We start from the raw sequence: 12,707 nt of genomic DNA on the forward strand, positions 1-12,707 counted from the left end.
GGGCGCTGATCCTCCACGGGATCATCCTGCGCGTGCGGCCCGCCAAGTCGGCGGCCAAGTACGCGAGCATCTGGATGCCCGAGGGCTCGCCGCTCAAGGTCTGGACGCAGAAGCAGGCCAGCCTGCTGGCAGGCTGGCTCGGCGAGCGCGGCCACCGCGTGACGGTGCGCGACGCGATGCGCTACGCCAACCCGTCGATCGCTTCGCGGCTCGATGCGCTGCAGGCCGAAGGCGCAACGCGCGTGCTGGTGCTGCAGGCCTATCCGCAGTACTCGGCGACCACCACCGCGAGCGTGATCGATGCGGTGAACGACTGGAGCCGCCGCCAGCGCCGCGTACCCGAATTCCGCTTCGTCAACCAGTACCACGACGACCCCGCCTACATCGAGGCGCTCGCGCAAGGCATCGAGCGCCACTGGAAAGCCGAAGGCCGCGGCGAGGTGCTGCTGATGAGCTTTCACGGCATCCCCGCGCGCAACATCGCGCTTGGCGATCCGTACCAGGCACAGTGCCTCGAAACCGCGCGCCTGCTGGCCGCACGCCTGCGCCTCACGGCCGCACAGCACCGCGTGACCTTCCAATCGCGCTTCGGCCGCGCCAAGTGGCTCGAGCCCTACACCGAGCCGACCCTGCGCGAGCTCGGCACAAGCGGCGTGAAGCGGGTCGACGTGGTATGCCCGGGCTTTCCGGCCGACTGCCTCGAAACACTGGAAGAGATCGCAATGGAAGGCCGCGAAGCCTTCATGCATGCCGGCGGCCAGGCCTTCAGCTACATCCCCTGCCTCAACGACAGTCCGGCGTGGATCACTGCGCTCGCGGGCATTGCCGAACGCAACCTCGCGGGCTGGCCCACCCGACCACCGGCGGCGTAAGCGGCTTCTGCTGCGAACTCAGCCGACCGCCTTCTTCGCCAACAGCGCCTGGATCGCCGCCTCCATCTCGGCGTACTCGCCTTCGCCGAAGTGCTGCCGCATCACCTGGCCCCTGCTGTCGACCAGATAAAAAGCCGGCCAGTACTGGTTGCTGTACGCCTTCCAGGTGGTGAAGCTGTTGTCCTGCGCCACGGGGTATCGGATGTTGAAGCGCTCGATCGCGTCCTGCACGTTGCGCGTCGACCGCTCGTAGGCGAACTCCGGCGAGTGGACGCCCACCACGACGAAGCCCTGGTCCTTGTACGTCTCGTACCAGCGCACCACATGCGGCAGCGTGCGGATGCAGTTGATGCAGGTGTAGGTCCAGAAGTCGACCAGCACCACCTTGCCGGCCAGGCCCTGCATCGTGAGCGGGCCCGAGTTGAGCCACTTGTCGATGCCCGCGAACTCCGGGGCGCGTCCGTAGTCCTTGAGGCCCGGCGATGCAGCGAGCGCGCCCCGCATCGGCCAGCCAGCCCCTACGGCAGCACCCGCGGCGAACCCCGAAAAAGCCCTTCTCGACAGCAACTTGCCCATGATCGCAACCTCGCTCGTGTCAGACCGACAGCGGTCTGGCGCGATTGTTGGGCGCGCGCGCCGTCGGCGCGCATGTATCACGGCAATTTGAAGTTTGTCGCGAGGCCGTGAAGACCTGCGCTCAGAACTTGCCGAGATAGTCCATCTTGCCGATCGGCATGCCGCTGTGGCGCAGCACGTCATAGGCCGTGGTCACGTGGAAGAAGAAGTTGGGCAGTGCGAACTGCAGCAGGTAGCGCTGTGCGGTGAAGGTCGCCTCGCCTTCGCGCGTCTTGATGGTCACGGCACGGTCTTCGTGGCCGTCGATCAACGCACGGTCCACGGTCGCGAGGAAATCCTGCGTCTTCGCGATGCGGGCCAGCAGGTCGTCCCAGGTCTTTTCCTCGTCGGGGAAGCTGGGCGCCGTGATGCCCGCGATGCGCGCCACGCCGAGTTTCGACGCATCGCTCGCGCGCTGGACCTGGCCGGCCAGCGTGAGCATGTCGGGTGCGAGCCGCGCCTCGACCAGCGTGGCCGGGTCGATGCCATTGGCCCTGGCGTGCGCCAGGCTCTTGTCGAACAGGTGGGTCAGTTGGCCGAGTCCGCGGGTGAAGACCGGGACGGACAGGTCATACATCGAGAGCGACATGGTGAGGTGAGCCTTGTTGTGGTTGAAGTCGGCGGCGATTGTGCTGCCGCCGCCCATTCAACGACCGGCGGCGCGAATAAACCCTTCGATGGGGTCCAGTTGTTCGGGCACGTTGAGCGCGGGCGCGTGGCCGCACCCCTGGATTTCGAGCACCTGCAGCAGCCCCTCTGTGCCCGGCCCCCGCCGCCGCATCTCCTCGACGACAGCGGGCAGCACCAGGTCCGACTCGGCGCCGCGCAGGCACAGCACCGGCACCTCGATGGCGTCGTAGTGCGGCCAGATCAGGTAGTCGTTGTCGTGCGCGCTGAACTGCCGGACCATGGCCGGGTCGTAATGCGGCGTCACGCGGCCGTCGGGCAGGCGGCGCGTGGAGCTTTCGGTCAGGCGGCGCCACTGCGCATCGCTGAGCCAGCCGTAGGGTTTGTAGACGGTGCGGAAGAAGGCCTCGAGCTCGGCCACCGTGTCGAACGCAGGCGGCTGGCCCGCATAGGCGCGGATGCGCTCGATGGCGGCCTGCGCCAGCTCCGGCGCGTTGTCGTTGAGCACCAGGCTCGCGATGCGCGCCTTCATGCGCGGCTCGAACAGCCCCGACGCGCAGACCGTGCCGATGGCCCCGCCCATCGATGTGCCGACCCAGTGCACGCGGCCCAGCCGCAGCTCGTCGCACAGCGCATTGGCGATGCGCGCGTAGAACGAGAGCTTGTACTCCTCGTCGGGCAGCGGGCTCCACTGGCTCAGGCCGCGGCCGATGGTGTCGGGGCAGATCACGCGGAAACCGCGCGCCGCAAACTGCTGTGCAAGTTCGTCCATGTCACGGCTGGTGCGCGCGAGGCCGTGCCAGGCGATGACCACCGGTGCGTCGGGTGCACCCCATTCGAGCCAGTGAATCTCGCGGCCCGCGAGCTGCGCGTAGCGCGACAACGGCGTCATGAGGTTGTCGCTCATCGTGCGGCCCTCGCGCGCAGCCTGCCGACGATGCCGGTGGGAAAGTAATACACCGACAGCACGAACAGCACGCCCAGCCACAGCAGCCAACGGTCGGGCGACAGCAGCGCCGAGAGCCAAGGCAGCCCGCTGGCCGCCTCGCTGCCGACGCGCAGCAAGTCCTGCAGATAGCTCTGCGCCACCACGAACAGCACCGCGCCGATGGCTGCGCCGTAGATCGTGCCCATGCCGCCGATCACCACGATCAACAGCACGTCGATCATGATCTCGAAGCTCAGCGAGGTGTCGGGCCCGTTGTAGCGCAGCCAGATCGCGAGCATCGCGCCGGCCAGCGTGGCAAAGAGCGCCGACAGCACGGCCGCCGTCGTGCGGTACACCACCACGCGGTAGCCGATGGCCTCGGCGCGGAACTCGTTCTCGCGAATTGCCTGCAGCACGCGGCCGAAGGGCGAATTCACGATGCGCAGCAATGCGAGCAGCAGCACCACGGCAACCACGAACAGCATGTAGTAGCACAGCAGCCGGCCATCGAGCGAAACACCGAGAAAAGGCTCCTCGGCGAACTCGAAGCTCGGCGAGATCAGCTCGGGCAGCTTGAAGGTCAGGCCGTCTTCGCCGCCCGTGAAGTCGGAGAGCTGCGAGGCCAGCGTCTGGAAGGCCGAGGCCACGGCCAGCGTGATCATCGCGAAGAAGATCGCCCGCACCCGCAGCGAGAACAGCCCGATGGCGAACGAGAGCACCAGCGAGATCGCCAGCGACGCGCCGAGCCCGAGCAGCACCGCGCCCCAGCTGGGCCCGAGCCGCGTGGCCGAGATGGCGATGCCGTAGGCGCCGATGCCGAAGAACATGGTGTGCGCGAAGCTCACGATGCCGGTGTAGCCCAGCAGCAGGTCGAAGCTCGCGACCAGCACCACGAACACCAGGATCTTGGCCGCGACGCTGAGCGCCTTGACGCCCGGGAAGATGAAAGGCGCGAAGGCCAGCGCGATGAACAGCGCCACCAGCAGCAGTGCCAGCAGGCGGCTGCGCGGCATGTCGTTGGAGAGAAGTCGTTTCAGGAACATGGCGACTTCTTTCTCAACGGTTCGCCACGGGATACACGCCCTGCGGGCGCCACAACAGCACGGCCACCATCAGCAGGATGCTCGCGAACTGCGTGACCGTGGGCAGCAGGAAGCCGATGTAGTTGGTCATGAGCCCCACGAGCAATGCACCGATCAGCGCCCCGCCCGTCGAGCCCAGCCCGCCGATGATGATCACGATGAAGATCAGCACATTGACCTGTGCGCCCATCTGCGGCACGAGGTTCTGCTGGAACAGCCCCCACATCACGCCGCCCAGCCCGGCCAGCGCACTGCCCACCACGAACACGCCGACGAAGAGCCGGCCGATGCGGTAGCCGAGCGACTCGACCATCTCGCGGTCCTGCACGCCGGCGCGGATCAGGAGGCCGATCTTGGTGCGGCCCAGCGTCCATGCGAGCAGGCCGAACACCACGATGCCCACTGCAACGGCCAGCAGCCGGTACTTGCTGATGGCCGCATCGCCGATCAGCAGCGAGCCGCGCAGCGCCTCGGGCAGCGGCAGCGGAATCTGCGCCGGCCCCCAGATCACCTTGATGAGTTCCTCGCCGATGATCATGCCGCCCATCGTGATGAGGATCTGCTTCAAGTGCTGGCCGTATACCGGCCGCACGATGAAGCGCTCGAAGGCCAGCCCCACCGCGCCGGCCACCGCCATCGCAACCAGCATCGCCGGGAACACGGCAACCAGGTTGCGCCAGAGTTCACCCGAGCCGGTCCAGTCGCCCATGAGGCCGAGCACGCTGCTGGCCACGAAGGCGCCCAGGGCGATGAACACGCCGTGGCCGAAGTTGAGCACGTCCATCAGGCCGAACACCAGCGTGAGGCCCGAGGCGATGATGAAGATGATCATGCCCATCGCGAGGCCCGCGACCGTGAGCGTGAGCCAGGTCGAGAACGAGCCGGTGAGCGGCAGCGCGACGAGCGCGAGGATGGGAGCAAGAAGCAGCGGCTTCCAGTCGAAGTCGAGTGCCTTCATTGCAGTGCTCCCTTCTCTTGCTCCCTCTCCCGCTTGCGGGAGAGGGTTGGGGTGAGGGCCAGCGGCACCGGTGTGAGGGCGAGGCCATTGCACAGGCCGCCAGCCCTCACCCTAGCCCTCTCCCAGAGGGAGAGGGGACAAGACATCAAGTACGTCATAGCGCGAGACCCAATAGAGATTGCTGCAGTTGCGCGTCGGCGGAGAACGCCGCCATGGAGCCGCTGTGCACCACGCGGCCGTTGTCCATCACCGCGACGGTGTCGCCCAGGCGCTGGGCGAAGTTGATGTTCTGCTCCACCAGCAGGATCGTCACGCCGCTGCGCTTGAGCTCGGCGAAGGCATCGATCATGTTGTTGATCATCACGGGCGCGAGGCCCTTGCTGGGCTCGTCGATCAGCAGCAGCTCGCGCGGCTCGACGATGGCGCGCGACACGGCCAGCATCTGCTTCTGCCCGCCCGACAGCTTGCCGGCCGGGTGGTTCCAGAACTTCTCCACTGCGGGGAAGAGCTTGAAGATCCACTTCAGCCGCGTGTCGTCGATCTGCTGCGCGTTCTTGGCGCTGCGCGCAGCAAGCAGCATGTTCTCCTTCACCGTGAGGTCGGAGAAGATGCCCATGTTCTCGGGCACGTAGGCGATGCCGAGTTCGGCGATCTGCGGCGTGTGCATCGCCGTGATGTCCCTGTCACCGAAACGCACCCTGCCCTGCGACGCATGCCACAGGCCCATGATGGTCCGCAGCGTGGTCGTCTTGCCCGCGCCGTTGCGGCCCAGCAGCATGGTGAGCTGGCCACGGGGCACGGCGAGGTCGACGCCGTGCAGGATGTGGTACGCCCCGATGTGCGTCTGCACGCCTTCGAGGGTCAAGAGATTCGTGCTCATGCCGCCTCCTTCGCAATGCCCAGGTAGGCCTCCTGGACCACCGGCGAGGCAATCACCTCTGCCGGCTCGCCGTCGGCCACCAGCGTGCCGTTGTGCAGCACGATGATGCGGTCCGCGAGTTCGCGCACCACGTCCATCTTGTGTTCGACCAGCAGGATGGTCTTGGTCTTGTCCTGCTTGAGCTTGCGGATCAGGTCGAGGATGACGGGCGCCTCGGCCGTGTTCATGCCGGCGGTCGGCTCGTCGAACATGAAGACCTTGGGCTCCAGCGCCATCAGCAGCGCCACCTCGAGCTTGCGCTGGTCGCCGTGCGGCAGGCTCGCCACGGTCGCGTGTTCACGCGATTTGAGCGCCACGTCCGCCAGGATCTGGTCCGCGCGTTCGGTCAGCGCCTTGTGGTCGCTCCAGATGCTCCACAGGTTGAGCCCGCGCCGGTGCGCGCCCTCGCGCGTGGCCTGCACCGCCAGGCGCACGTTCTCCAGCACCGTAAGGTTTGGGAACAGGTTGGTGAGCTGGAAGGCCCGCCCCAGCCCCGCGTGCGTGCGTGCCGACGGCGACAGGCCCGAGAGCGGCTGCCCGTCGAGCGACACCGTGCCCGCGCTCGCCTTGAGCTGGCCCGAGATCAGGTTGAAGTAGGTGGTCTTGCCCGCCCCGTTGGGGCCGACGATGGCCGTCAGCGTGCCCGGCGCGAAGGCGCAGCTCACGCTGTTGACGGCCACGTGCCCACCGAAGCGGATGGTCAGGTCTCGGGTCTCAAGCATCGTTGGTCATTGCAAATGGAAAGTGTGTGGAGATCGGCCTCAACAGCTGCCGATCACGTAGTAGTTGGGGCCGGTCTGCTTCAGCGTGGTGGTGACGTAGATGTTCCACAGGCCCATGGCCTGCCCCGAGCCGTAGGCATAGGTGAGGCCCCACAACGCGTAGGCACGACCGGCCATGGTGTGCGCATAGTTGCTGGCGGTGTAGCAGGTTCCGCCGGTGCCGCCCGAGGTGGTGGTGCCGGTGGCTGCAGTCGACATCGCACCCTCGGCATTGCTGGCGTCCAGCGCGGCCACTGTCCAGCTGTAGGTGGTGGACGCGGCGAGGCCGCTGTCGGTGTAGCTGGTGCCGGCGACGGGCGCGGCGTTGACCTTGCTGCCGCCGCGGTAGACGTTGTAGCCGCTGGCGCCCGAGACGCCGTTCCAGCCGATCACCATGCTGCTGCTGGTCGCGCCCGAGGTACCCACGCCGGTCGGTGCCGGCAGCGACGAACCGCCGCCGGAGCCGGTCACGCGATCGACCATGGCCTTGAGCGCCGCCATCTGCGGACCCGACTTCTTCGCATAGTTCGCGCTGTCGTAGCCCCACCAGTCCCAGCAGCTGTTGGTGGCGGCGGTGCTGGTCTGCGGGTAGATCAGGACGATGTTGTTGGTATCGGCCCAGCGGTTGTAGCCGGTCTTGCGCACGTACTGGTCGCTCACGTCGGTGTAGTTCTGCTTGCAGCCGTGCAGCACCAGGTGCACGCGGCACGACGCGGTCGTGCAGGCCTGCGGCACATAGATCCAGCCGGTGGCGGCCACGCCGTGGCCGGTGATGAATTCCGACTGGTTGAACTCGGTGAAGGTGCCGCCCAGCGTGCCGTTGTTGCGCGGATTCAGCGGCCCGTAGAGCTGCGTCAGGATCTCACCCGCGAGGTCGAAGCCGCAGTTGTTGATGTAGGGCGCGGCGGTGGTGCTGCAGGCGCCGCCGTAGTCGTCGGTGATCATCGCGTGGCCGGAGCCGATGTTGTTCTTGTAGACAACATTGGCCGCGGGCACGAAGCTCTGGTAGTAGGTCTTGAGGTCGTCCATCACCGCCTGCTTGACGGTGTTGTCCGAGGTGCCCGAGTACAGGTACACCTTGGAACCGGTCATGTTCGACACCGGGTCGATCGCCCCGCTGGCGGCCCAGCTGTTGGTGGTGCTCACGAGCGACGACACCGGGATGCTGGTGCTGTGCGCCATGCAGCGCCCAGTGGCGTTGGTCACCGAACCCTCGGCACAGTAGTAAGGCCCGCCGGCGACCACGCCGGCGCCGCGCTTGAATGTGGCCGAATAGGCCACGTGCAGCTGCACGGCCGCGAAGCCGCCCGCCGACAGGCCGGACACGCTCACCTCCGCAGGATTGGCGCCGAGCGCCGGGAGCGGCACCGCCGCCGTTGCGGCCTGCGCCGCCATCGTGATCGCCGCGGCTGCGGCCAGTCCCTTCCAGTTCCATCGTTTCGCTGCCATCGCTGTCTCCTTCTGTTCTAGGTGTATCGAACGCTTGCTTGCTGACGAATCGGCCGTTGGTTGCGCCGTGCCTGTGCCGCGAAGGCGCAGGCTGGCGCTCCGCCCGGCGGCCGGCCGGGGCGAAAGGAGTGCGGCCTCAGGGCCGCGGCTGTGGGTTGGCGCTCAGCGCTTGTTCTTGATGGGGATGTCCATCTCTTCGGGCTTGATCTCGTGCACCAGCTCGGGCACGCCCCAGGCGAACGCGGGGTCGACCTTGATCTTGAAGTGGTACATCGACTGCATCGCCTGATGGTCTTCCTTGCGGAAGGTCATCTTGCCCTTGGGCGTGTCGAAGCTCATGCCTTCCATCGTGCTGATGAGCTTGTTGGTGTTGGTGTCGCCACCCGTCTTCTTGAGCGCGGTCACCACCGCCATCGCGGCCGAGAAGCCGCCGGCCGTGAAGAAGTCCGGCGGCGTCTTGAACTGCTTGTAGTGCGCCGACACCAGCGCCTCGTTGACCGGGTTCTTCGGAATGCCGAAGTAGTAGTACGCCGCGCCCTCCATGCCCGGCAGGCTCTTGTAGGCCGCCATCGCCGGCAGGATGTTGCCGCCGGTGGCGATCTCGATGCCGTAGCGCTTCAGGTCGAGGTCGACGATCTTGAACGGGTTGCCCGCGCCGGCCCAGACGATCCAGATGATCTTGCGGCCCGGCTGGTCCTTGAGCTTGTCGATCAGGCGCTGCGCGCCGGCCGTGAAGTCGGTGGTGGCGGGCGGCAGGTATTCCTCGTGCACCAGCTTCGCCTTCTTGAGCGCGCTGCCGAAGGCCTTCACGCCGTCGCGGCCGAAGGCGTTGTCCTGCGCGAGCGTGGCAACCGTGACGCCGGCCTTGTCGACGGCCACGGCATTGGAGATCGCGTCCTGGCTCGAATTGCGGCCGGTGCGGAAGATGTACTTGTTCCACTTGTCGCCGGTGATCGAATCGGCCACGGCCGGCTCGACCAGCAGGATCTTCTTGTATTCCTCGGCCACCGGCAGCATCGCCAGCGCCACGCCCGAGGCGGTCGGGCCCACGGCCAGCGCGGCCTTGTCGTCGGAATACGCGGCGGCCAGCAGCGACTTGCCGAGGTCGGGCTTGCCCTGGTCGTCCTTCTCGATGACCACGAGCTTCTTGCCGTTGACCATCATCGTGCCGCCGGTGGCGTAGTCCAGGCCCATGGTGAAGCCGGTCTGGGTCTGCTTGCCGTAGGCTTCCAGCGCGCCGGTCTTGCTGTAGATGTGGGCGATGCGGATTTCGTTGGATTGGGCCCAGGCGGGGGCTGCGGCGGCGCAGGCGGAAAGCGCGGCCAGCGCGACGAGGTGGCGACGGTTCATATTTTTGTCTCCTGAAAGTGGTGACTGAATATTGCACAGTTCGTGCCACCCGCCCAACTCATTGATAACAAAGGCTTCCTCATTGGAGAGGAACCTCTATCGCCTGATTTAAGAACACTTGTTATGTCTTGTTTTCAGGCAATTGTCTTTTTATCAGTCAGGGTTTACCAACAGCCTTCCGCATCGCAATCCAGCGCTGGAATTCGCGCTCGGCCTGCAGCCTGAATTCGTTGCGTGTGTGATTGCAGATGGCATGCGCCAGCCGCCGGTGCTTTTGCGTGCGCACGCCGCCCAGCGTCGCATCGATGAGGTGCTCGATGGTCGCGGACTCGGGCCTGCCATGCGGCTCGTCGAAGTCCATGGGGAGGCCGCACCAGTGGCAGTTGGGGCCGAAGGTGGAACGCAGGGCCCGGACGCTCACGGTGCGAATCTCATTTGAGGTTCATGTCGGCGAATCGACTTCATCCCACTCCTTGTTCTCGAACCGGACCAGCCAGTTCAGCGCATGGTGACGCTCGAGGATCACGCCGGCATCGAGCCCCTCTGGCACGGCCTGCTCCTTGACCTGGGCCTGGCGCGTCAGCCAGTGGAGGCGGTAGTGCAGATCGAGGACGTCGAGGATTTCGCTGTCCGGCCGCATCCGCATCGCGCGCATCAAGCCTTGCTCGTCGTGCGCGTCCAGCAGGATGCGGGACGTCAATGGCACGTCGCAAATGGCGGCGGGAAAGGGCAGTTCGTCCACCAGGCCCATGACCCATTCCAGAAGGAACACGCACTCGTAGCGCCAGCCGAACTGCGCGACTTCCGATTCCGACGGCGCCTCCTGCAGGAGAAAGGCCTGCTCCTTCGGCGTCAGGTGTGCCCGCGCGGACGGCAGGCTCTCGAACAGGGACGCGACGGGCAGCGGGTCCTTGATCGCCACCGACTCGGCCTGGATCGCCACAGCAAGCAGCGCGAACGCCCTGCCCGCGATTTCCTGCGGTGTGCGCAATCGCAGCTCAGGTTCCGAGATGAGCGGCGGCAGGTGTTGCGGCGGCGGCATCTGCTTTTCCGAAAGAAACGCCTCGGTGCGCGCTTTTCTTTCCCATGCCTGCGGTGGGTATGGAAGGGCGGCGCGTCCATCGCCCTCCTCGCCGCCCGCGGACAGCAGGATCACGCCGCGGGGATCGCGGATGCCTCCGTCGCGCAAAAACAGGATCGCATTGGCCTGCACGGCCCAATCGGCGAAAGCGTCGAGTTGCGCGTCTTCGACGACGAGACTCAGGTGCTGCCGCACCCGCTGGATGTGTCGCTTCACGTGATAGCGGTTGCGCGACATCTCTCCGTTACCCCGACTCAGCACGTAGCCAATGAAACCTTCGAGGTGCGGGGCAAGCTCCGGATCGGAGAGGTCGCGGCGCGCCACCATCGTGTGCGCGAATTGGAGCGCCGGGACATCGACGCAGGTGCAATAGGCGTTGATCAGCATGCCCTCTTCCGGGCGTGCATCCGCCTGCGCCACTGGCGCGGGCGCCGCGGGTTTCACCAGCGCGTCTTTCAGTTTCGCGAACAGACCCTTCATCGAATCCTCTCCCTCGTGGTGGTAGTCGGTCGGATTTCAGCGCTCCTGGTTCGTCATGCGCTCGTACAAGGTCGCGCGCGAAATGCCGAGCAGCCGCGACGTGGCGAGCTTGTTGCCGCCCGTGCTGGCCATGGCCGCGGCGATGGCCTTGCGCTCCAGCTCGGCCACCTGTTGCGCCAGCGGCCGCAGCAGCGCCGCCTCTTCGTCGCCCGACGATTGCAGGACATCGGGCGGCGCGATCTGCTCCAGCCCGGCTTCGCGCAGGATGCGTTCGAGCTGCGCGGCATCGATGCGCTGCGAGTCGCTGCGCATGGTCACCTGCTCCAGCACGTTGCGCAGCTCGCGGATGTTGCCGCGCCAGTGCTGGCCCGCCAGCAGCGCGAGCGCATCGGGCGTGAGCTCGGGCGGTGCTTCGCCGCTGCGCAGCGCCATGTCTTCGCCCAGCGCCTCGACCAGCGCCGGGATGTCGCTGCGCCGCTCGCGCAGCGGCGGCACGCGCAGCGGGAGCACGTTGAGGCGGTAGTACAGGTCTTCGCGGAACAGGCCGCGGCGCACCAGCTCGGGCAGGTCGCGCGAGGTGGCGGCGATCACGCGCGCATCGAAGGGCACGAGCTTGTTGGAGCCGAGCGGTTCTATCTCGCCTTCCTGCAGTGCGCGCAGCAGCTTGGCCTGCAGGCCGAGCGGCATGTCGCCGATCTCGTCGAGAAACAGGCTGCCGCCGTCGGCCAGCTTGAACTTGCCTTCGCGCCCCCGCCTGTCGGCGCCGGTGAACGCGCCGGGCGCGAAGCCGAAGAACTCGGCTTCGAGCAGCGTGTCGGGCACGGCCGCGATGTTGACGCTGACGAACAGGCCCTTGGCGCGCGCCGACGACGCATGAATCGCATGTGCCAGCAGTTCCTTGCCGGTGCCGGTTTCGCCCAACAGCAACACCGGGCTCGTCGATTGCGCCGCACGGCGTGCGTGGCGCTTCACTTCCACCGCCGCCGGGCTGCTGCCGATGAAGCTCGCGAAGGTGTACTTGGAACGACGCTGGCCGTCGGGCGCGTGCTGGTACAGCGGGTTGTTGCGCTGGCTTGCAAGCTCGCGCCGCGCGTCGTCGAGGTCGCGCTGCAGCAGCGCGAACTTGCTGATCAGCGGCTGCAGCGTGGTCTCGGGCTGGTCGAACAGCACGATGCCGATGGCGCCGATCACGTCGCCCGCACCGCGCACACCGCCCTCGTTCCCGCCGCTCTCGGCGCGCAGCGGAATGCGGCTGACAACGAAAGTACCTGCCTTGTTGGTCAGCAGGTCGACCAGGATCGGCTCGCCGGTCTCGAGCACGCGGCGCATCTGCGTGTTGGGAATCACGTCCTCGACCATGTGGCCCAGGAACTGGTCGATCGACGAGAAGCCCAACGCCGGCAGAAAGCGCCGGTAGCCCTCGTTCACCCACACGATGCGCCCGCTGCTGTCCACCAGGAACATGCCCTGGCTGATGCTGGAAAACAGATGAAACATCGAGCGCGCGGCGAGCGCGAGGATGCCCTCGGCGTCGAGGGGCAAGGCGGGCGGTGCGGCAACAGGTGGAACGGCTGGCATGGGCGGA

At 66.7% G+C, this 12,707-nt stretch carries 13 protein-coding genes; 1 reads left to right on the plus strand and 12 read right to left on the minus strand.

Annotated elements, in window-relative coordinates; genetic code table 11:
* The coding region (gene hemH / locus AC1DXX_RS22175) for a ferrochelatase (protein WP_478136371.1) at positions 1 to 872 on the plus strand (872 nt) is incomplete at its 5' end.
* Between the two features lie 18 nt (positions 873 to 890).
* Here the strand turns inward: hemH and AC1DXX_RS22180 are convergent.
* The 12 genes from AC1DXX_RS22180 to AC1DXX_RS22235 form a co-directional block, all read right to left on the minus strand.
* Entirely contained in the window at positions 891 to 1,448 is a 558-nt protein-coding gene (locus AC1DXX_RS22180; RefSeq protein WP_478136372.1) for a thioredoxin family protein, read from the minus strand.
* A gap of 121 nt (positions 1,449 to 1,569) precedes the next feature.
* On the minus strand, positions 1,570 to 2,076 hold the full coding sequence (locus AC1DXX_RS22185; protein ID WP_478136373.1) for a DUF1993 domain-containing protein: 507 nt from the start codon (positions 2,074 to 2,076) through the stop codon (positions 1,570 to 1,572).
* 57 nt (positions 2,077 to 2,133) lie between these two features.
* The gene (locus tag AC1DXX_RS22190; RefSeq protein ID WP_478136421.1) at positions 2,134 to 3,006 is read right to left on the minus strand and encodes an alpha/beta fold hydrolase; all 873 of its coding nucleotides are present in this window, start codon (positions 3,004 to 3,006) and stop codon (positions 2,134 to 2,136) included.
* A gap of 11 nt (positions 3,007 to 3,017) precedes the next feature.
* Positions 3,018 to 4,085: a branched-chain amino acid ABC transporter permease gene (locus tag AC1DXX_RS22195; RefSeq protein WP_478136374.1), complete on the minus strand. Its 1,068-nt coding sequence runs from the start codon at positions 4,083 to 4,085 to the stop codon at positions 3,018 to 3,020.
* A 13-nt stretch (positions 4,086 to 4,098) separates the two neighbouring features.
* The gene (locus AC1DXX_RS22200; protein WP_478136375.1) at positions 4,099 to 5,082 is read right to left on the minus strand and encodes a branched-chain amino acid ABC transporter permease; all 984 of its coding nucleotides are present in this window, start codon (positions 5,080 to 5,082) and stop codon (positions 4,099 to 4,101) included.
* Between the two features lie 154 nt (positions 5,083 to 5,236).
* Positions 5,237 to 5,962 carry an ABC transporter ATP-binding protein gene (locus AC1DXX_RS22205; RefSeq protein ID WP_478136376.1) on the minus strand — a complete coding sequence of 242 codons (726 nt, stop codon included), beginning with the start codon at positions 5,960 to 5,962 and terminating at the stop codon, positions 5,237 to 5,239.
* Positions 5,959 to 6,723 carry an ABC transporter ATP-binding protein gene (locus AC1DXX_RS22210; protein WP_478136377.1) on the minus strand — a complete coding sequence of 255 codons (765 nt, stop codon included), beginning with the start codon at positions 6,721 to 6,723 and terminating at the stop codon, positions 5,959 to 5,961. Before AC1DXX_RS22210 ends, AC1DXX_RS22205 begins: the two co-directional genes overlap by 4 nt.
* Before the next feature lie 39 nt (positions 6,724 to 6,762).
* Entirely contained in the window at positions 6,763 to 8,211 is a 1,449-nt protein-coding gene (locus tag AC1DXX_RS22215; protein WP_478136378.1) for an extracellular catalytic domain type 2 short-chain-length polyhydroxyalkanoate depolymerase, read from the minus strand.
* Positions 8,212 to 8,373: 162 nt separating this feature from the next.
* On the minus strand, positions 8,374 to 9,561 hold the full coding sequence (locus AC1DXX_RS22220) for a substrate-binding domain-containing protein (RefSeq protein WP_478136379.1): 1,188 nt from the start codon (positions 9,559 to 9,561) through the stop codon (positions 8,374 to 8,376).
* 157 nt (positions 9,562 to 9,718) lie between these two features.
* A complete protein-coding gene (locus AC1DXX_RS22225; protein WP_478136380.1) occupies positions 9,719 to 9,982 on the minus strand; it encodes a hypothetical protein in 264 nt (87 codons plus the stop codon).
* A 21-nt stretch (positions 9,983 to 10,003) separates the two neighbouring features.
* Complete coding sequence (locus AC1DXX_RS22230) at positions 10,004 to 11,122, minus strand: DUF4272 domain-containing protein (protein ID WP_478136381.1); 1,119 nt, start codon at positions 11,120 to 11,122, stop codon at positions 10,004 to 10,006.
* Positions 11,123 to 11,158: 36 nt separating this feature from the next.
* The gene (locus AC1DXX_RS22235; RefSeq protein ID WP_478136382.1) at positions 11,159 to 12,700 is read right to left on the minus strand and encodes a sigma-54 interaction domain-containing protein; all 1,542 of its coding nucleotides are present in this window, start codon (positions 12,698 to 12,700) and stop codon (positions 11,159 to 11,161) included.
* Between the last annotated feature and the right edge of the window lie 7 nt (positions 12,701 to 12,707).

The sequence above is a fragment of the Variovorax sp. P4_B10 genome (assembly GCF_056402375.1).